General features: G+C 61.3%; 12 protein-coding genes and 3 pseudogenes. 11 read left to right on the forward strand and 4 right to left on the reverse strand.

Annotation, left to right across the window (positions count from 1 at the left end; genetic code table 11):
* Positions 1-174: 174 nt before the first annotated feature.
* Complete coding sequence (locus tag ACQB61_RS12015; RefSeq protein WP_430512795.1) at positions 175-870, forward strand: TylF/MycF/NovP-related O-methyltransferase; 696 nt, start codon at positions 175-177, stop codon at positions 868-870.
* A gap of 131 nt (positions 871-1001) precedes the next feature.
* On the opposite strand, the pseudogene ACQB61_RS12020 reads toward ACQB61_RS12015, so the two are convergent.
* Positions 1002-1815 (reverse strand): annotated as a pseudogene (locus ACQB61_RS12020) (ferredoxin--NADP reductase).
* Between the two features lie 324 nt (positions 1816-2139).
* On the opposite strand from ACQB61_RS12020, the gene ACQB61_RS12025 reads away from it, so the two are divergent.
* From ACQB61_RS12025 to ACQB61_RS12065, 9 genes and pseudogenes are all read left to right on the forward strand, one after another.
* Positions 2140-3186, forward strand: a complete 1047-nt coding sequence (locus ACQB61_RS12025; RefSeq protein WP_430512796.1) for a GlxA family transcriptional regulator — start codon at positions 2140-2142, stop codon at positions 3184-3186.
* Positions 3187-3475: 289 nt separating this feature from the next.
* Positions 3476-3961, forward strand: coding sequence for a molybdopterin-dependent oxidoreductase (locus ACQB61_RS12030; RefSeq protein WP_430512797.1), 486 nt, complete (start codon positions 3476-3478; stop codon positions 3959-3961).
* A gap of 92 nt (positions 3962-4053) precedes the next feature.
* On the forward strand, positions 4054-5988 hold the full coding sequence (locus ACQB61_RS12035; RefSeq protein WP_430512798.1) for a putative bifunctional diguanylate cyclase/phosphodiesterase: 1935 nt from the start codon (positions 4054-4056) through the stop codon (positions 5986-5988).
* A gap of 86 nt (positions 5989-6074) precedes the next feature.
* Positions 6075-7743, forward strand: a pseudogene (locus ACQB61_RS12040) (formate--tetrahydrofolate ligase).
* A gap of 208 nt (positions 7744-7951) precedes the next feature.
* A complete protein-coding gene (locus tag ACQB61_RS12045; RefSeq protein ID WP_430512799.1) occupies positions 7952-9145 on the forward strand; it encodes an AGE family epimerase/isomerase in 1194 nt (397 codons plus the stop codon).
* 149 nt (positions 9146-9294) lie between these two features.
* Positions 9295-10206 (forward strand): bifunctional methylenetetrahydrofolate dehydrogenase/methenyltetrahydrofolate cyclohydrolase FolD, encoded by a 912-nt coding sequence (gene folD / locus ACQB61_RS12050; RefSeq protein WP_430512800.1) that lies wholly within the window; start codon positions 9295-9297, stop codon positions 10204-10206.
* A 369-nt stretch (positions 10207-10575) separates the two neighbouring features.
* A complete protein-coding gene (locus ACQB61_RS12055) occupies positions 10576-11109 on the forward strand; it encodes a hypothetical protein (protein ID WP_430512801.1) in 534 nt (177 codons plus the stop codon).
* Complete coding sequence (locus ACQB61_RS12060) at positions 11052-12425, forward strand: autotransporter assembly complex protein TamA (RefSeq protein WP_430512802.1); 1374 nt, start codon at positions 11052-11054, stop codon at positions 12423-12425. Before ACQB61_RS12055 ends, ACQB61_RS12060 begins: the two co-directional genes overlap by 58 nt.
* Before the next feature lie 6 nt (positions 12426-12431).
* Entirely contained in the window at positions 12432-16781 is a 4350-nt protein-coding gene (locus ACQB61_RS12065) for a translocation/assembly module TamB domain-containing protein (RefSeq protein ID WP_430512803.1), read from the forward strand.
* 54 nt (positions 16782-16835) lie between these two features.
* On the opposite strand, the gene ACQB61_RS12070 is transcribed toward ACQB61_RS12065, so the two are convergent.
* A complete protein-coding gene (locus tag ACQB61_RS12070; protein WP_430512804.1) occupies positions 16836-17330 on the reverse strand; it encodes an Lrp/AsnC family transcriptional regulator in 495 nt (164 codons plus the stop codon).
* A gap of 169 nt (positions 17331-17499) precedes the next feature.
* Complete coding sequence (locus ACQB61_RS12075) at positions 17500-18132, reverse strand: uracil-DNA glycosylase family protein (RefSeq protein ID WP_430512805.1); 633 nt, start codon at positions 18130-18132, stop codon at positions 17500-17502.
* A gap of 144 nt (positions 18133-18276) precedes the next feature.
* On the opposite strand from ACQB61_RS12075, the gene ACQB61_RS12080 reads away from it, so the two are divergent.
* Positions 18277-19854 carry a sensor histidine kinase gene (locus tag ACQB61_RS12080; protein ID WP_430512806.1) on the forward strand — a complete coding sequence of 526 codons (1578 nt, stop codon included), beginning with the start codon at positions 18277-18279 and terminating at the stop codon, positions 19852-19854.
* Between the two features lie 13 nt (positions 19855-19867).
* Here ACQB61_RS12080 and cobT read toward each other — a convergent pair.
* Positions 19868-20888, reverse strand: a pseudogene (gene cobT, locus ACQB61_RS12085) (nicotinate-nucleotide--dimethylbenzimidazole phosphoribosyltransferase).
* Between the last annotated feature and the right edge of the window lie 37 nt (positions 20889-20925).

The raw sequence follows: 20925 nt of genomic DNA on the forward strand, positions 1-20925 counted from the left end.
AATCACTGTCCACCACGGCCTAGGATAGCTTAGGTGAGCACACCCCGACATACAGGGAAAAACATAGGGAAAACCGGCCAGCCCGGCGTAATCTCATCTGGCATCTGACGATTCTGGCCTTGAGATGCACCCGGACATTCCGGTCACCAACAGACATGCCAGGGGAGAAGGTGGATGACACAGGGCACGGACAGCATACAGGGCCTGTCGCCCGGCAAAGTCTGGGATTACGAGAATGGCTTCTACTGGTTCTCCGACCCAAGCCGTCTCAACAAGATGCTGGCCCACTACGAGCTCTACAAGAGGATCATAGGCTTACCGGGAGATGTGCTGGAGTTTGGTGTGTTCAAAGGTCTGTCACTGATCCGATTCGCCCAATTCCGCGCCTTGCTTGAAGCAGAGGCTTCGCGCCGCATCATCGGCTTCGACGCCTTCGGAGACTTTCCGGCAGAGGGGCTGTCTGATCCATCGGACCACAAGTTCATCGAGAAATTCGAGACGGAGGCAGGCAAGGGACTGGCAAAAGCCGAATTGGCCGCAATCCTTGAGGCAAAGAGGATCGGCAATGTGGATCTGGTGGAAGGAAACGTGTTCCAGACCCTGCCGGACTACTTGGCCCGCCACCCGCATCTTCGCATATCTTTGCTGCATCTCGACATGGATGTGGGGGAACCGACACGCTTTGCGCTGGAGCAGCTTTTTGAACGGGTCGTGCCGGGTGGGCTGGTCCTCGTTGATGACTATAACGCAGTTGCAGGAGCCACCAATGCGGTGGACGGCTTCCTGAGAGCTGCGGGAGGCGCAGCGGCAGGACTCAGCTTGCAGAAGCTGCCGAACTACCGCGTACCCGCATTCTTTGTCCGGCCCTGACCGGGCCGGACGCATTCCGGTAGAATACCCTATCCCAAAGCTGTGAGAGGCAGGCGCATGATGCCTTGAAATGCCTCATGCCTCACATGGGTTGAGCAGATCCCGATGAGTTAAACCCATCGGATCTGATGTCAGCCTACGAATGCCCGCTCCACGACGAACTCACCGGGCTTGTTGTTGGCGCCTTCGTTGAGGCCGGCCTTTTCGAGCAGGGCTTTGGTGTCGCGCAGCATTTCCATGGAGCCGCAGATCATGCCGCGGTCGATGGCCGGGTCCAAAGGCGGCACGCCGAGATCCGTGAAGAGCTTGCCGCTCTCGATCAGATCGGTGATGCGGCCCCGACGCGGGAAGTCCTCGCGGGTGACGGACGTGTAGTGCACCAGCTTCTCGCTGGCGAGTTCACCGATCAGAGGATCGTTCTTCGTGGCCTCGACCAGTTCCTCGCCGTAGCGCAGTTCTGCAACTTCACGGCACGTGTGGGTCAAAATGACCTGATCGAATTTCTCATAGGTTTCCGGGTCACAGAATCAGGCTGGCGAAAGGTGCAATGCCGGTGCCGGTGGAGAACATGTAAACGCGCTTGCCCGGCGTCAGGGCGTCGTTGACGAGCGTGCCGGTCGGCTTCTTCTTCAGAAGCAGCGCGTCACCGGGCTGGATCTTCTGCAGATGCTGCGTCAGCGGGCCATCCGGCACCTTGATGGAGAAAAACTCCAGTTCCTCATCCCAGGACGGGCTGGCGATGGAGTAGGCGCGGTACAGCGGCTTGCCGTCAATCAGCAGACCGATCATCACGAATTCGCCGGAGCGGAAACGGAAAGCGGCAGGCCGCGTGGTGCGGAACTTGAACAGGTGGTCGGTGTAATGCTTGACCTCCGTCACTTCCTGCACGAAGGCGCTCGGGCCTGCGACAGCTTCCAGGTCGGCGGGTTTGGCAAGAACGTTCATGGCGGTCCAGTCATGTTACGCCGCGACACATCACGTCAACGGCCGGTCCATTGGAGCGGCCCGCACTTGCGCATGAGAGAGGGCCGCCCCTCACCGGCAAGACACGGGCTATTGTGGCGTATCACCTACCACTTTCCTTGCCTTGATATGAAGCAACAAGCGCCCTGGAAAATGCCTTTGGCATAAAAAATCTAATCGGCGGCAATTTCCAAGAATGGTTTCCGCGGTGGCGGGCTTGTGTAAATTTTCATTGACAGACGAACCAATGATAGCGCTCCATACTGGAAAATACATAATCTTCCAGAGTTACGGGTGCCGCGTTCCATGTCTTATTCCGGTCCGCAGCCACACAGAGCAGATGTTGAGGGGCAGACCATTGCCCTCGTGCTCCTTGACCGCTTTTCGATGATAGCCTTCACCTCTGTCGTCGAGCCGCTGCGTCTTGCCAACCGGGTTCTGGGGCGGGATTTCTACCGCTGGAAAACCTATTCACTGGATGGATCGCCGGTTGCCGCCTCGAATAGCTGCGAAATCAGCGTCAATCACAGCGTCCACGAGCTGGACGATGCGGATATTACCTTGCTGTGCAGCGGCATTGATGTGGAGCGGCTGCCGCTGGACAAGGAACTGGGGACACGGTTGCGGAAACTGAATGCGCGCGGGCGCACCTTCGGCTCCATCTGCACCGGCGCCTATTTGCTGGCCCGCTACGGCCTTCTGGAAGGGCGCCGATGCACGCTGCACTGGGAAAACCTCAGGTCCTTCCGTGAAGAGTTTCCCGGCGTGGACGTATCGTCCGACATTTTCGCCATCGACCGCAACTGTATCACCTGCGGCGGTGGCATGGCCTCACTGGACTTGATGCTGCGCCTGATCGCCATCCGCCACGGGGCAGCGCTGGCCCATGAAGTGGCGGAAGTGGCCCTCTACCAGAACATGCGCTCGGGCGAGAGTGCACAGCGCCATGACATCGAGGCACGCACCGGGATTTCAAATGCCAAGATCCTCGAAGCCATCCGCATCATGGATATGCATATCGAAGATCCCCTCTCCTGCCAGCAGCTGGCAATGACGGTGGACCTGTCCCCGCGCCAGCTGGAGCGGCTGTTCCGGCGGCACTTCAACTGCACGCCGGGACAATATTATCTGAAGCTGCGCCTTGAGACGGCCCGTGACCTTCTGCGGCGCACTTCGCGGGCTGTTCTGGATGTGGCAATTGCCTGCGGCTTTGCCTCTACTTCGCATTTCACCAAATGCTACCGGGAACGCTTTCTCGTAACTCCAACGGAAGAGCGCAACACATATCAGGGCGGCAACCGGGCTTCGCGCAGCACACGCGCGCAGCTGCGGCAGGCAGCCGTACAGGTCTGAGCCCGAGTGACAGACCTGAGACTGTGAGAGCCGCATCCGTCCGGCAAGCTGGTACGGCAATTTTCACGTTATGCGCGCATGATTTATCCTTATGCGCCAGTTTTTACCTTTTCCTTAGCGAGTTGACCTAATCTCCTGAGCCGTAGCCTTGGGAGCACGCATTATCTTTAGGTGCCTTGTCTGACGTTAGGTCAAAAAAGCGAATTGCCTAAAATTTTAATAGCTTCCTTTACCCAGCCTTGGACGGGAAAAGGCTACTCTAATTTTATTCATATTGCGGAGAGTTCCCATGCGCCTCCTTCCTGCTATTTTTGCCAGCGTTGTTTTTTTCATCTCAATTATTCAAGGTTCATCAACAGTTTCTGCGGAAACGGCAATCCTCACGATTGATGGGAACGTACCCTCTGGACCCATCTCCATGAGCATGAACGAAATTGAGGCGCTGGGGCTGGAGAGCATGACCACCGTGACGCCCTGGCATGATGGCGTGGTAACTTTTGAGGGGGTGCCCTTTGCCAAGCTTATGGCCCATGCAGGCGTGAAAGGCGGCATGGTCGAAGTGATGGCGCTCAACAGCTACTTCGTCCAAATGCCGTTTGAGGACGTCATCCAGGCGAAAGGACTTCTGGCGACGCGGCAGAACGGCAAGTACATGCCGGTGGCCGACAAAGGTCCCCTTTTCCTGATTTTCCCATTCAGTGACAGACCTGATCTCAAAACGGAAAGCTACTATTCGCGCGCGGTCTGGCAGATCCGCCAGATTACTATCAGGTAACAAGCCCTTCCCTCTTACCGGTGACTGTTGCCATGACGATGTGGTTCCGGCGAATAACTGTATTGCTCTTCATTTGTCTGGCAGCTGCGGCTGTGATCCAGCCTTATATCACTGCGGCCAACCAGAGCGCCGTCATTCAGGCCAAGCGGTACGATATTGCCTGGACTGGCTTCAACGGCCGTCTGGAGGTCTCGACCCTGCGCGAGCTGGTCGCGCGCTATGTTGCGACGGGTGAAAAGTCCGCCGCAGATGAGGCGCAACTCTACTATCAGATCATGATTGGCCGGGTGAAGACCTGGGGCTCAGGACAGTTCCGGACGTTTCTAGAGCTGTCCGCCGAGCGATTTGCCCGGTTCGAGCAGCTGACAGCTGACCTTGAGGCTCTTGAACCGTTGTTCGACCGGATCGATGATCCTCGCGCACAGCTCGAAATCATGGACCGGATGGTTCCGGTCAAGGCCGCTGTCGACCGTATTGGCGGTGAAGCCTATAGCCTGAGCCTTGTCGAAGCAGACAGTATCCGGGAACGGCTTCAATCTTCCATGAAGGCAGGTAACTGGTTGACCTATGCGCTTCTCGCCGTCGGCGGAGTGCTTCTGGCGAGCCTGTTCTTGCAGAACAGAACACTCGCTACCGCTCGGGCCCAGGCAGAGCGCTCGGCAGCCGATCATGCATTCGTCGCCCGTCACGACCAGCTCACCTCACTGCCGAACCGCCTCGCCTTTCACGACTTCTTCCGCAGTGAACTGGAGCGCAAGAGCAGCCGCCCACTTGCCGTTCTTGCCATTGATCTCGACGGATTCAAGACTGTCAATGACACGCTCGGCCACGCGGCAGGTGACGCTTTGCTGAACGGTGTCGGCCAGAGGCTCGCCAGTATCGTTTCGCTTTGGGAAAACGCCATGGCAGCCCGCTTCGGCGGCGATGAGTTTCTCGTCGTGCTGCGCACGGAGAACGGGCTTCAGGATGCCCGCCAGAAGGCTGAGTTTCTACTGAAGGCCCTGCGTGAGCCATATCACATGAAGCACGGCACCGTGCTGGTGGATGCCACGATCGGTCTTGCCGTCGATGGCCCAGGGCTTCAGGACAGGACGCAGCTCCCGGACAACGCCGACCTTGCCCTGAGCCTTGCCAAGGGCCGGGCCAAAGGGATCGTGCAGTTGTTCGATGCAGGAATGCGGGCCAACCTGTCGCGGCGGCGGCAAATCGAGGCGGATCTGCATCCGGCAATCATGGCCGGCGATATTCTCCCGTTTTACCAGCCGCAGGTGGAACTCGGCACCGGGCGCATCATCGGTGTGGAGGCTCTCGCCCGCTGGACGCATCCTCAGCTGGGGCGTATCGGACCGGATGAATTCGTGCCCATAGCCGAAGGCTCAGGCAAGGTTGTCGATATGGGCCGTTCCATTCTGCAGCAGGCCTGCGCGGATGCAGCCCGCGTTCTCGGTACATTGCCGGTCTCGGTGAACCTGTCCGTCGCCCAGATCCTGCGTGACGACCTGCTCGAGACCGTGCGCCAGATCCTGCTGGACACCGGGCTTGCGCCAGGGCGGCTTCGGCTGGAAGTGACCGAATCTATTCTGATGAGCGACACGGCCCGCTGCATCTCGACCCTGAAGAGACTAAAGAAGCTTGGCGTGACGATAGCCCTGGATGACTTTGGCACCGGTTATTCGTCCCTCTCGTACCTGCGGCAGTTCGATTGGGACGAGCTGAAAGTCGACAGGAGCTTCGTGCGATCCCTCTCTTCAGACCCTCAAAGCAAGTCGATCATCGAAGCGGTGGTTGGCCTGGCACGCGACTTGAAGATTGAGGTGACAGTGGAAGGGGTGGAGACCCTGGAACAGCAGGCGCTGCTGCAAAAGGCCGGATGCTCAAAGGGGCAAGGATATCTGTTCGGAGCAGCAGTGCCACTGGAAGTGCTGGCCGCAAAGATCATGGACCAGGCCGGAGGGCACGGCCTGTTGACACAGGACCCGACCGGCAGAAGCCGTTTCACGCTGATCGACACCTTGGCCAGCTCGTAACCTGCGAAAACAAAAATCTCTCTCCCCTGCAAGCCTCTGACAGGCTACCAAGGAAAGAGGAACAAGACTGATTCAAGGAAGCAGACATGGCGAGCGACATCGAGATCGCACGGGCAGCACAGTTGCTGCCGATGAGGGATATTGCCGGAAAGCTCGCCATTCCAGAAGAAGCACTTGAACCCTTTGGCAAGTCAAAGACCAAAGTTTCAGGCGAATTCATCGCCAGTCTGCAGGACCGCCCGAAGGGCCGCCTGATCCTCGTCACCGCCATCAACCCGACGCCTGCAGGTGAAGGCAAGACGACGACAACCGTCGGCCTTGGCGATGGCCTCTCGCGGATCGGCCGGAGGACCGCCATTTGCTTGCGGGAGCCGTCCCTCGGCCCTTGCTTCGGCGTCAAGGGGGAGCTGCGGGTGGCGGCAAGGCACAGGTGGTGCCGATGGAAGACATCAACCTCCACTTCACCGGCGATTTTCATGCCATCACCTCGGCCCATAACCTTTTGGCAGCGCTGATCGACAATCACCTGCATTGGGGCAACGCGCTGGGGCTCGACCCGCAGCGCATCGCTTTCCGCAGGGTGATGGACATGAATGACCGGGCCCTGCGTTCGATTGTCACCGGCCTCGGCGGACGGGCCAATGGGGTGACACGGGAAGCGGGCTTTGACATCACCGTGGCATCGGAAGTCATGGCAATCCTTTGTCTTGCGACGGATCTGGACGACTTGCAGCGGCGGCTCGGTGATATCGTGGTGGGCACCCGTTCGGATCGCAGCCCGGTGACAGCGCGTGATCTGGGTGCCGACGGTGCCATGACCGTACTGCTGCGTCAGGCATTCCAACCCAATCTGGTCCAGACGCTGGAACACACGCCTGCCTTCGTCCACGGCGGCCCCTTTGCCAACATCGCCCATGGCTGCAACTCCGTTGTGGCAACGCAGACGGCCCTGCGGCTGGCTGACTATGTGGTGACGGAAGCAGGCTTCGGCGCAGATCTGGGGGCTGAAAAGTTCTTTAACATCAAATGCCGCAAGGCAGGCCTTGAGCCGGCAGCCGTTGTTCTTGTCGCCACGGTCCGCGCCCTCAAGATGAACGGCGGCGTCGCCAAGGCCGATCTTGGCCACGAGAATGTGTCTGCCGTCGAAGCAGGCCTGTGCAATCTCGGGCGCCACATCGGAAACCTGCGCCAGTTTGGCGTTCCGGTGGTGGTAGCGCTCAATCACTTCACCTCAGACACAGATGCGGAGATTGCCGCCATTACGGCCTATTGCCGCAATCTTGGCGTTGAAGCCATTCTGGCGACCCATTGGGCGGAAGGCTCGAAGGGTACGGAAGCTCTCGCCCGCAAGGTGGTGGAACTGGTGGAAGAGGGCAGCGCCCGCTTTGCGCCGCTCTACCCCGATGAAATGCCCCTGACGGACAAAATCGAGACCGTGGCCCGGAAGATCTACCGGGCAGGCTCGATCTCCTTCGACGCCGCCGCGCGCCGCCAGCTGGAGCGTTGGCAGGAAAGCGGCTATGGCCACCTGCCGGTCTGCATGGCGAAAACGCAGTATTCCTTCTCGGCCAACCCTGCCCTTCTTGGCGCGCCGGAAGGGCACGTTCTGCCGGTGCGCGAGGTTCGGCTGTCGGCAGGAGCCGGGTTCATTGTGGCCATCTGCGGGGACATCATGACCATGCCCGGCCTCCCCGCCATCCGGCCGCCCTGGACATTCATCTGAACGCGGACGGTCAGGTGGAAGGACTGTTCTGAGGCGCAGGCCAGACCACTCTTCTCTTTGAGGCATCGGACAATTTGCGGATGGATGCACCTTTTCAAGCCTCCGCAAATCAGACAGTATTCATGTCTGGTTGTCTGACCCTAAAGGTCCAACACGCACTGTCCCTGCGGGAGCAGCTGTGCTAGTAGAAATACTGAGAACCTGCAAACAAGACCCCGCCGCAGGGAGCTGGCTTGCGCTGTGATATCCTACGCTTCTACGTCTCCGGCGATCGCCGCACTCAAAGATCTCGACCTGCGCCTGCGAACCTGGCTTTGCGAGAAGGCTCTGCCGCTTTGGCTTCAGGCCGGGTTTGACGCGCAAACGGGCCGTTTTGCCGAAACATTGTCTATCGACACTGCCCAGGCACCAGAGAGTGGCATAGTGCGGGCGCGTGTTGCCCCACGGCAGATCTACAGTCTGATTGAGGGAGCTCAAATCGGCTACAAGGGAGCTGTTCGGGAACAGGCCCACAAGGGGCTCTGCTTCTATCTGGATAATTTTAGAGACGAGAACCGGCTTGCTGTAAATGCCGTCAGCTGGGACGGCCTGACCCGCGACACCACCTTTGATCTCTACAATCAGGCTTTCCTGATTTTTGCCCTTGCCCATGGCAGACACGCCATCCCCCACCGGCATGCAGATCTTCTGGCAAGCGCCGACCGGACATTGCTGGAGCTGAGCAACAAGTTTGCCCATCCTGGTGGCGGGTTCCATGAAGCCAATCCACCGCAGGCACCTCTCCGGTCCAACCCGCACATGCACATGCTGGAAGCCTGTCTTGCCATGGAAGATGCCGGTGGCGGCATGCGCTGGAAGGATCTGGCGGACCAGATCGTAACACTTGCTCTCACCCGGTTCATCGACCCGGCTACCGGCGCCCTGCACGAATTTTTCGCACTCGACTGGTCTCTGCCGCAGGACGCGTCGATACAGGCTGTAGAGCCCGGCCATCAGTTTGAATGGGCCTGGCTGCTGCTGAACTGGGCGAAACGGCGCGGAAAGACCGCCGATGTGCTGCCCGTTGCGACAAAGCTCGCCAGCCTTGCAGAAGCATATGGAGTCGATCCATCCCGTGACGCGGCTATCATGCAGCTCCATGGGGATCTGACACCCTGCGACAAGGTCGCACGCCTGTGGGTGCAGACTGAATGGCTTAAGGCCGGCATTGCCCTTGCTGACGTCCAGACCGGGGATAAACGTGACGCGGCAATCGCCTCCGCCCTGAGAGCCGGCAAGGCGCTGGAGACCTACTTCGACGTGCCGGTCCAGGGCCTGTGGCGCGACAAGTGGCTTGCAGACGGAAGCTTTGTGGAAGAGCCTGCACCAGCAAGCTCACTCTATCATATCGTCTGCGCCATTTCCTGCCTCACATCCTTCGTTCGCAAGCTCTGACCAAGCTGGAAGGTTCTGGCAAAAAGGCTTTGGCAAAAAGACAGGAAACTGGCCTGAAACCTCTTTTCAGCACGGGGCATGCTGCCTATGGTGCGCGCAAAATCACCCAGCCGGTGCGCCTTTCGCGCCGCTTGTGAAAGACGTGACCCATGAGCAAGGCAAACCTCATCGACGGCAAGGCGATTGCTGCCTCCGTGCGCAACGAAATCACCGCCCGGGCAGCCCGGCTTCTGGCAGAAACCGGAAAACGTCCGGGGCTCGCGGTGGTTCTGGTGGGTGAGGACCCGGCGAGCCAGGTCTATGTGCGCAACAAGGACCGGGCGGCGGAGGCTTGCGGCTTCCATTCGGTGAAGCACACGCTGCCCGCAGACACGTCCGAGGCAGATTTGCTCGCACTGGTCGCTCAACTCAATGAAGATGAGGCCATTCACGGCATTCTGGTGCAGCTGCCCCTGCCCGGCCATATCGATGAAACCAAGGTGCTGCGCCTGATACGCCCTGAGAAGGACGTGGACGGTTTCCATCCGGTCAACGTAGGCCTTCTGGCAACCGGTGCCCGCGACACAGCACTTGTGCCCTGCACTCCGGCTGGCAGCCTCGTGCTGCTGAAGCGTACACTCCAGACACCGCTTGCAGGTCTCAATGCGGTTGTCATCGGCCGCTCCAACATCGTCGGCAAGCCGATGGCTGCGCTGCTGCTGGCCGAGAGCTGCACTGTAACGATTGCGCACAGCCGCACGAAGGATCTTCCTGACGTCGTGCGCAGCGCCGATATCGTCGTGGCCGCTGTCGGCCGTCCGGAAATGGTACGCGGCAGCTGGATCAAGCCCGGAGCAACCGTGATCGACGTCGGCATCAACCGCGTGCCGAACCTTGCCAATGGGGAAGGAGCAACAAAGCTCGTGGGTGACGTTGCTTTTGCAGAAGCTGCCGAAGTGGCAGGCGCAATCACACCAGTGCCTGGCGGTGTCGGTCCGATGACCATCGCCATGTTGATGGCCAATACCCTCACCGCCGCCCGCCGGCAGCTTGGCGTGGCACCGGAGCCGGAGCTGTTCTGAGGCTTCCTGTGTTCTCGCTGGCTTGCGGAATGCGTGCCGGCGTGGCGTCAATCTTTGGAAACTATTGACACTTCTTCGTCAGACTGACGCCGGGGATTGGGGTATTTCCGGACTCCTGTATGGTTAGCAAGAAGCTCGCCAACGGCGTCCGGCCGTGCCATACAGGGGCATGACGCTGCGCTTCGCGCGAGGATATGGGACACGCCGGGTCAGTTCCGGCATGAGGTGTGGGACGGTAGCAAGTTGATGCGTCTTCCGTCAGAAGACAGGCCCGGCGGGAATTTCCGGTTCCGGCGCACCGCCGCCGTGCAGGCCGTTTGCCAGGTGAGGTTGCCGCGCAAACTCCGGCTGCCGGCCGCATGCCTTGCCGTGGCTCTTGTGCTGTCCGCATCCCCACTGACCTATTCTGCTGCCGCATTTGAACTTTTTGGCGTGCGCCTGTGGGGCAGCAGCGAAACCGCTGCACCCGATGCCATGCCCTACGAGGTGGTGCTGACACTCTCTGGCGGTTCCGATGACCTCAAGGAACAGCTGGAGGCAGCCTCCGTCCTGATATCCGAAAGCAGCTCACCGCCATCCGGCAGCGATGGCCTGATCGCTCGCGCCCTCAATGATTTCGACAGGCTGGTGGCTCAGCTCTATCTGCAAGGCTTTTACGGCGGCACGGTCAATATTTCGCTTGGCGGGCAGGCTCTGCGGAGTGTGCTGGAGCGGGGGAAATTCCAGGTCCGCGCCCTGTGCAGGTGTCGGTTGACGTTACCGCAGGACCGGTATTCACCTTTGGTGACCTCAAGGTTTCCACCGGTGCGCCCGGTGTTCCCAATAGCCCCCAGAACTGGGGCCTCGTGCCTGGGGAAACCGCCAACTCTGCAAAAATCGTTGCCGCCGAACGGCAGATCGTGAACGCGCTACGCCAGAATGGCTATCCCAAGGCCCGGATTGCGAAGCGCGACATCACCGCAGACCATGCCACGGAAAGGCTGGACGTGGAGCTGACGGCCGATGCCGGACCGGAGGCCGCCTTCGGCATGGTGACAGTGGAGGGGACAAAGGTCACCGATGCAGCGTTTGTTGCGGAAATGGCCGATATCCCCGAGGGCGCACGCTACGATCCTGAGATCCTGGCCAAGGCACAGAAGCGGCTGAATGATCTCGGCATCTTCGCAACAGTCAGCATGGCCGAGGGCGAGGTTGACCAAGCCGATGGCAGGATGCCCATCACCATTCAGGTCGCCGAGCGCAAGCGCCATGTTCTTGGCGCAGGTGCCACATGGTCCAGCTCCGAAGGCGGCGGTGCCGAGGCCTACTGGCGGCGCCGCAACCTGTTTGGCAAGGGCGAGCTTCTGAGCGTTGAAGGCTCCGTCGGGCGGCTTGGCAACCAGTCGGCAAAGGACATGGAATATGCGGCACGGATCGCCTTCGAGAAACCGGGCGTCTTCGGACCGCTGACGAGCTTCTCAACGAGCATCAGCGCCAAGCAGGAAACACCCGAAGCCTACACAAGCCGGTCAGTTTCAGGCGATGCCTATCTGAAGCGCACTTTCTCCGACCAATTGTCTGGCCGGGTGGGGACGCAAGTCAGCTTCATTGACGAGACGGATGCCTTTGGTAACCGCACATACCTTCTCGCCGGCATCCCTGCAGAACTGACCTATGACACCCGCGATGATGTGTTCAATCCTTCGCGCGGGGTACTTGCCGTCGCCTTTGCAGAACCCGCCTATGACATCCGCAATGGCAACGGCATGATGTTCATGAAAGGCTCGTTCTCCACCTATGCCGCGCTGGATGAGGCCAAACGGTTCATCCTTGCCGGGCGTGTGGCGGCAGGCAGCATTGTGGCGCCCGGCGTCGATGATGTGCCGGCAAGCAGGCGGTTCTTTGCTGGCGGCGGCGGATCAATCCGCGGCTATGCCTACCGTAACACCGGTCCGCGCCGGAATGGCCAGGTGACCGGCGGACGCAGCCTGCTGGAACTCTCGGGCGAGGTGCGCGTTCGCATCACGGAGAGCTTTGGCGTGGTTGGCTTTGTCGATGCCGGCAATGCATACAGCGCCATAGCGCCAGATCTCTCCCGCCCGTTCAAGATTGGCGTGGGCGGCGGCATCCGCTATTTCACCCCGATCGGCCCGTTACGGCTGGATGTGGCAGTCCCACTTTCGCCGGAAAAAGATGATCCGAAGTTCGGCATCTATCTTGGACTTAGCCAGGCATTCTAAAGGCCCATGACCGCAACACGACGCATCCTGAAGGGGCTTGGCATTGCTGCCCTGACGACGACGGCACTGACCGGCCTTGCGCTGGCATTGCTGCCGACGCCCCTTGGCGAGGCCGCGGCCGAGCGGCTGGCCAACCGTTTTCTGGATACGCCAGAAGGTGGTGCGCGGCTTTCCGGCCTTACCATCGGCTGGAACGGCAGCGTCGGGCTCGATAGGCTGGAACTTACAGATCCCGTTGGCACCTATGGCGAAATTGAAAATCTCAGCATCGTCTGGAGTCCGCTGTCCCTGTTCGGGCTTTCGCTGAACATCGATAGTGTGACTGCGCAACGCGTTGCCCTGCCGCGCCGCCCTGCCCTGCCCGAGACCGTAAGCGATGAGCAGCAAGGTGGCTTCAAGCCTCCATTGCGCAGGATCACGCTTGGCCGTCTCAACATCGTCGAAGCAGACCTCGGTGAAGACGTCGCAGGCGCCCCGATGCGCTTCTCCGTCAAGGGACAGGCGTCGGCCTCAGGGGCTGCTGATTCCATCAATGCAACGCTGAACATCGAGCGGATCGACGGCATACGCGGTGCAATTTCGGGCCAGCTTGCCTATGTCTCCCAGTCCAGCGCCCTCACCTTGTCTCTCAAGGCGAGCGAGCCGCGCGGAGGGCTTGTCGCCCGGCTTGCCGGGATCGAGGGCCTTCCAGCGGTTGACCTCAACCTTGACGGCTCCGGGCCGTTGGACAACTGGGCAGCCAACCTGGCCATTGCACTGGATGGACGGCGAACCGTCACCGGGGCTGCACAGCTGGCTCGCACAGATACCGGCAGAGAGCTGAAGCTGGCTTTGACCGGCCAGTTGGAGCCCCTGGTTCCACCGGCAGCCTCGGCACTGGCAGCAGGCGACACGCAGGCTGATCTCAGCCTTATCATGTCGCAGGACTACCAGCCCCTATCGGCCTCCCTTGCCGTGACCACCCGTACCCTGCAGGCCAATGCCAGCGGCAGTCTGGACCCTGTGTCAGGTGCCCTATCCGCCAAAACGGATGCACGGATTGCCGCAGGCGGGGATGCGCTTCTGGCTCTTGAAGCTGACGGCCAGCGCTACATCATGCAGGCCCTGTCGCTGACGGGCAATATTTCAGGGTCCCTGACCAAGGCAGACTGGAACCTCAATCTGCAGGGAGACCGTCTCTCGTCACCGCAAGGCGCACTGGAGCGGCTGCAACTCTCAGCCACAGGTATTGGCGCCGAACTCCAAAACGCGTTCCGCCTTCCCTTCTCTGCCCGGCTCACTCTGGGCGGGCTGCAACCTGCGGAAGCCAGTCTCTCCAGCCTGGCGGGCGACTCCACACTGGAAGTCGTCGGACAGTTTCTGGGCAACCAGAAGCAAGTGTCAATTGGCCGCGGCACCCTGAGCGCTCCGGGCGTACAGGTTCGTCTGCAAGACGGCGTGATCGCCCAGTCGAACGCCCGGCTTGCCGCAGAGCTTACCCTTGCTGACCTTTCCCGGTTCTCGGGCATGACCGGTCTTGCCACATCCGGCGCACTGGCGATGAACATGGTGGTGGAGGGCAATCCATCCCAGCAGGCAGGTTCTATCCGCGCCTCGATCGCCGGAACGAATGTGGCCATTGGCCTTGAGCAGGTGGACAGATTGCTGTCGGGGGCGCTGGAAGGACAGCTGGAAGCTGGCGTCAGCAGCAGCGGGGAAATTGCCCTCCGCCGTGTCGCACTTGGAACCCCTGCGCTGAAGCTGGAAGGCAGCGGAAAGCTCGGGACAGGCGGCGAGACCCCTACTGTCGACGGCGAGGTGAAGGCGGAGCTGACGCGGGCGGAAGACATCGACCCGCGCCTCACGGGTGCACTGGAAGCAACTTTGAGGGCGAATGGCCCCTTGTCGGGCCCCGACGTGAACCTGAGCGCCAAATCAGCGCGGATGACGCTTGCAGGCACGCCCCTGACAGATCTGACTTTCGAACTGGACGGCAAGGCCGATGCAGCGGCCCCGGCAGGCTCCCTGCGCCTGAGCGGCAGCCTCAACGGCGCGCCGCTGACCGCCCGGGCCGATGTCAGCTCCTCGCAAGGCGCAGCCGAGGTCCGCAACATCTCCTTTGTCGCCGGGCGCAACGAACTCAATGGCGCCTTGAGCGTTGCCAACCTGAACCGGGCCCTCGAAACCCTGACAGGCGAGCTAGTCTTCAAGGGCGCTGCGCTTGAGGATCTGTCGCCACTGCTGTTGACGCCCGTCGCCGGGACGCTGGATGCGACGGCACGCATTTCCGCCAATCAGAGCGGCCCACAGGTCAGCCTGACGGCCAGCGGGCGCAATGTGGCCTATCAGGACAACCGCGTTGGCAGCCTGTCCATTAATGGCGAAGTCTTCGATCTCCTCAGTGTGCCCCAGGCGCGCGGCAAGCTGGAGGCCCGCCAGATCATGACCGGGGCCACAATTGCCGAGAGCCTGACGCTTTCGGCTGAAAGCGATGGCACGCGAACCGCCTTTACCCTGGACACCCGTCTTCAAGGGGCCGATGGCGTGTCGGCCGCAGGTAGCCTGACGGCGACAGCGGCCGGTTTTGATCTGGCGCTGAAACGCCTTCAGGGCAGCTACAGCGGCCTTCAAACAACCCTCGCCCGGCCAGCCCGGCTGACCTACGAGGGAGCAGTGGCCCGCATCGAGCCGTTACGGCTGGCGCTCGGCAGCGGCAGGCTGGACATCTCAGGCACAGCGGGAGACAGGCTCGATATCAAGGTCGCGCTGGCCGATGTGCCTGTGGCACTTGGCAATGCCTTTGCGCCCGGCTACGGCCTTGGCGGCACGCTAAGCGGTACAGCCACGGTCACGGGAGCGGCCTCCGCGCCGCAAGCGTCGTGGAACCTCTCCGGACGGGGACTGTCCGCATCCTTGCTGGCACAGAACGGCATCGCTGCGCTCGGACTGGACAGTACCGGTTCCTATGCTGGCAACCAGCTCACCCAAACCACCCGCATCACCGGCGCGGACGGACTGGCGCTGACGGCGGAAGGCCCGGTCAATCTGGCAGGGGCAGGCTCGCTGGATATCGGCGTCAACGGTTCGGTGCCGCTGGGGCTTGCCCGCGTGCGCCTGACGGAAATGGGATACCGGGGCGCGGGGACGCTTGCGGTCAGCGGCAGGATCAGTGGACCGCTCACCAATCCGGCGGTCAATGTTCAGATGCAGCCGCAAGGGTTGGAGCTGACGGAGCTCGCCACCGGCCTCACCTTGCGCGATTTTGCCGGGGCCATCGGTGTCACCCGTGAGCAGATTACCATCTCCAACCTCAACGCCGCGATTTCGGCGGGCGGCCGGGTCTCGGCCAATGGCACGGTTGGACTTGGTGAGGGGCTCCCGGCGGACCTGGCAATTCAGGCAGTCAACGCACGCTACAGCGACGGGCGTGTGGTGACGGCAGATCTGAATGCGGACCTCAGGCTCTCCGGCCCTCTGGCTGGGACCGGCACGGGCGGACAGTTGAGTGGTACCGTCAACATCAGCACCGCCAACATCAACATTCCGCAAAGCCTGCCTGGTGCCCTTTCGCCCCTGGCAGTGCGGCATGTCAATGCACCCAAGCCGGTGCGGGCACAGATTGCAGAGCTGCAGGCGGAAGACGGCAGCAGTGGAGGGCAGCAAAGCTCCGCCTCGGCCCCGATCGGGCTGGACATCACACTGTCAGCGCCCTCCCGCGTGTTCGTGCGCGGCCGGGGCGTCGATGCGGAGCTGGGCGGCACCCTGAGGCTGACAGGCACCACAGCCAATCCACAGGCCCTTGGCGGCTTCACGCTGCGCCGTGGCCTGCTCGACATCCTGACACGGCGGCTAACCTTCTCGCGCGGCTCCATCGGTTTCACAGGCTCGCTGACGCCGAATCTGGACTTCCTGGCGGCGACGTCAGCCAGCTCGACATCGGTCAACGTGACGGTGACCGGCAGTGCAGCGGACCCGGTGATCGACCTCACCTCAAGCCCTGCCCTGCCACAGGACGAAATTCTGGCGCAGTTGCTTTTCGACCGGTCGGTGACCAACCTGTCGCCGACGCAGATCGCCCAGCTGGCCGCTGCTGTGACTTCGCTAACTGGTGGCAGTGACACAGGACCGCTGTCACAGCTGCGCAAATCTCTCGGGCTGGATGCGGTGGATGTAAACCTTGGCGGCGCGGATGGACCTTCACTCTCGGCCGGACGCTACATCAACGAAAACATCTATCTGGGCGTTGAACAGGGAACGTCAGCCAGTTCCAGCCGGGTTAAGGTAGATATCGACATCAACCGCAATCTCAAGGCTCGCGGTGAAGTGGGGGCTGACGGCTCGTCAAAGGCCGGTATCTTTTACGAAAAAGAGTATTGAGGCGGCCGGCAGCTTCCGAAAGGACAGCTCCCGGCACGTCTTGGCCTCAACACTTCACCCCTGGTTTTCCGAACGGGTCTTCTCAACAGGGATGTAGCTCAACGGCAGTTCCGTCGTGCACTTGATCTGTTCCATGGCGAAGGTGGTCGACACATCGGTGATGTCGATCTTCGAGATCAGCTTCTTGTAGAACGCATCATAGGCGGCGATATCCGGCACGGTGACGCGCAGCAGATAGTCCACCTGACCGGCCATGCGGTAGAACTCCACCACCTCCGGCAGTTCCTTGATCACATCAGCAAACTTGCGCAGCCAGTCTTCCGTATGCTGGTTGGTGGTGATGGCGACAAAGGCTGTCACCTTGACATTGACCTTCTCCGGATCGAGCAGGGCGACGCGGCCCGTGATCACGCCGTCTTCCTCCAGCTTCTGGATGCGGCGCCAGCAAGGCGTGGTGGACAGACCGACCCGGCGGCCGATCTCGGCAACAGGAACAGTGCAATCCTCCTGCAGGATGGACAGAATACGCCGGTCGATACGGTCAATCATGTTCAGGTTCCAGATATGGGACAGCGGCAGCCGGACACAATCCCGCTACCTCTCTTGAGAGAATGGATTTTTGTTTCCTTGGCAAGTGGCAAATGGAAGACTGAACGGACCCTGGCACTGAAATTATGACATATCGGGGAACAATTTTCCTCAACTCAGCACGTCTGCCTCAAGACTGAAGCAGTTGCACCACCCGGCGGCGCAGTTCCGGGACCAGCTCTTTCTCGAACCAGGGATTGCGGCGCAGCCAGGTGTTGTTGCGCCAGGAGGGATGGGGGAGCGGCAGGTAGGCCGGGCCAGCCCGCCCCTCGCTATCTGCCAGGATGGAGCGCCAGTTGCCGACAATCTCCGTCAGTCCGGCACCCTTGAGATGCGGCAGATGATAGGCCTGCGCATAGCGTCCGATGACGAGCACCAGCTTCAGTTGAGGCATCGCTGCAAAGAGGCCGTCATGCCAGGTGGCACGGCACTCCGGGCGCGGTGGCAGATCACCACCTTTGTCGTCAAGACCAGGAAAACAAAGGCCCATCGGCACGATCGCAACGCGTGACACATCGTAGAAATCGTCATCACCAATACCGAGCCAGTTACGCAGACGATCGCCCGAAGGATCCGTGAAAGGTGTGCCAGACGCATGCACGCGGGTGCCGGGCGCCTGCCCCGCGATGCAGAGCCTTGCGGTCTCTGACAAGCGGGCGACCGGGCGCGGCTCGTGCGGAAGAGGCCTGCCGCGGGGTGTTTCGAGACATACCCGGCATAGCGACACCCGCTGGGCCAACAGAGCGAGCCCCGGCGAAGCCACGATGCCAGCTGCCTTTTCCGAATCACTGTCTGCCGCTGTTTTGTCTTTTTTAACCAAGTCCTTGAGCCGCTTCTTAAGGGTTGCTGATCCAAAACACAGAAAGAGGCACAGTTGTGTCAAGTGTCAGGAAACCACGTGAGGAGGATGGCCACCCAGGGCCAGAACCGCAATGTCCCAGACTTCCCCGGCAGGGGCGACCCAAAGACAGCGATCAACCGCGAGCGTGCCCAGCGCCGCCGTGAGGTTGCGCGCACAGTCAGCCAGGTCCGCGACCGCCTGTCGGCGAAGGAAGGTATTCCACCTGATTTCAACACCGAGCTGCTGCTGCTGTTTGCAAGGGCGCGTGTCAGCGCCGCCTTCGCAGGGCCCATGTTCCTCGTCATTGTGGCCGCCGTATCTCTCATGTGGATTTCGCCGGTTCTGGTGGCCTGCTGGCTCATGTTCACGGTGAGCATCTGGGTTCTGACCGTTTCCACCTGCCGGCGTTTCGAGCGTATGACGCAGGAAGAGCGCCAGACCAGCCCCTGGCGGCGGCGTTTTGCGGTCGGCGACTTCCTCTATGGCCTGTGCTGGGGAGCCTTCTTCCTGCTGCCCGCATCCAACGGCACGGCGGAAGGCATTGAAATCTTCCAGTTTTCAATCATGCTGATCGTCATTGCCATGGCGACCATGCAGTCCTCCACCCTGCCCCATGCGCTTCTGGCCAGCACCCTGCCGGTGACGCTGGCCATGTCGCTTGCCCTGCTGCAGCGCCATGCGCCGCTGCATTATGCGATGGCTGCCATGGCTGTAGGCGCGCAGGGCTTCTTCCTGGTGCTGGGCAACCAGCTGCTGAATTCCTCGCGTGCCATGCTGGCCTTCCGGGCCGAGAAGGATCATCTGATCGCCGAGCTGGAACAGGCCAATGCGGTGTCCGATGAATCGCGCCGCCGCGCCGAAGAGGCAAACCTTGCCAAATCCCGCTTCCTCGCCACCATGAGCCATGAGCTGCGCACGCCCCTCAACGCCATCCTCGGTTTCTCCGAAATCATGAAGGATGAGGTGATGGGGCCGATGAATAACAAGATCTACCGGGGCTATGCCTCCGACATTCACGGCTCCGGCCAGCACTTGCTGAACCTCATCAATGAGATCCTCGACCTGTCGCGCATCGAGGCGGGCAAATATGAGCTGAATGAGGAGGCCGTTTCCCTGCAGGATGTGGTGGAAGACTGCCAGAGCATGATGCAGGTTCGCGCAAGGGCCAAGGGGATTGCCATCCGGGAGAGCCACGAGGAAGGCCTTGCGCGCCTTTGGGCCGACGAGCGCGCGCTGCGTCAGGTGATCCTCAATCTCCTGTCCAATGCCGTGAAGTTCACACCGTCCAATGGCGAGGTTCTCATCCGCATCGGCTCGACAAGCGACGGCGGCCAGTATGTTTCCATCAAGGACAATGGCCCCGGTATTCCGGAAGAAGAAATTCCGATCGTCCTTCAGGCCTTCGGTCAGGGCTCGATGGCGATCAAGAGCGCAGAGCCGGGAACCGGCCTTGGCCTGTCCATCGTCCAGGCGCTGGTCAACCAGCACGGCGGAACATTCGAGCTGAAGTCCCGCCTGCGCGAAGGGACGGAAGTGCGCGTGACGCTGCCCTCCGCCCGCGTGCTTCCCGCCATGCCGCAGCTGTTCGATGACATCTACACGCTGCCGGTCCGGCGGCCCAATCTGCGCCGCCGGGCGTCCTGATCAGAGCGGGCGCTCAGTCCTTCTGCGAAACGCCGGCGCTGCCGAATGTCGCCATGTCCGCATGAACCTGCGCAGCAGCCTTGACGATGCCTGCGGCCATCGCCGCGCCCGTCCCCTCACCCAGACGCATTCCGAGATCCAGCAGCGCCGTCTTGCCCATGGCCTCCAGCGCCCGGCGGTGTGCCGGTTCTGCCGACACATGGCCGAAGAGGCAGTGGTCAAGCGTCGACGGGTCCATCTTGTAAAGCACCGCAGCCGCTGCCGTGGAGACGAAACCGTCCACGATCACCGGCGTGCGCTGCAGTCGGGCGGCCAGAATGGCGCCTGCCATCGCGGCAATCTCGCGCCCGCCAACCTTGCGCAGGACTTCCAGAGGATCCTTGGCGGCGGCACCCAGGCGCGACACAGCCATTTCCACAGCCGTGCGCTTGCGCTCCAGCCCGGCTGCGTCCACGCCTGTGCCCGGCCCAACCCAGTCTCGCCGCCGTGCCGCCGAACAGGCCGTTGAAGACGGCGGCGGCAACAGTGGTGTTGGCGATGCCCATCTCGCCAAGGCACAGGAGATCCGTGCCGCCTGCAATCGCTTCCATGCCATAGGCCATGGTCGCGGCGCAGTTCGGCTCGTCGAGAGCGTCTTCATCGGTGATGGAGGGCGTTGGCATGTCGATGGCCAAATCAAAGATCTTCAGGCCCAGATCATAGGCCGCGCAGATCTGGTTGATCGCCGCACCGCCTGCCGCGAAGTTCTCAAGCATCTGGCGCGTCACGCTCTGCGGATAGGCTGAAACGCCCTTGTCAGCGACGCCGTGATTGGTGGCGAAGATGGCAACCAGCGGACGGGTGATCTTCGGCACCGGCTTGCCGGACCAGGCGGCCAGCCACTCGACAATGCTTTCCAGCTGGCCGAGAGAACCGGCCGGTTTGGTCAGCTGGCTGTCGCGGGCGCGAACGGTTGCCACCGCCGCTTCATCCGGCCCCGGCATTTCGGCCACAAGGTTGCGGATATCATCGAAAGGAAGAGCGGACGGGGACATGGACACGAGGGGTGTTCTCCGGACTTGCGGGCAGCGA

Source organism: Pannonibacter phragmitetus (genome assembly GCF_050510895.1).
GTDB lineage: Bacteria > Pseudomonadota > Alphaproteobacteria > Rhizobiales > Stappiaceae > Pannonibacter > Pannonibacter phragmitetus_B.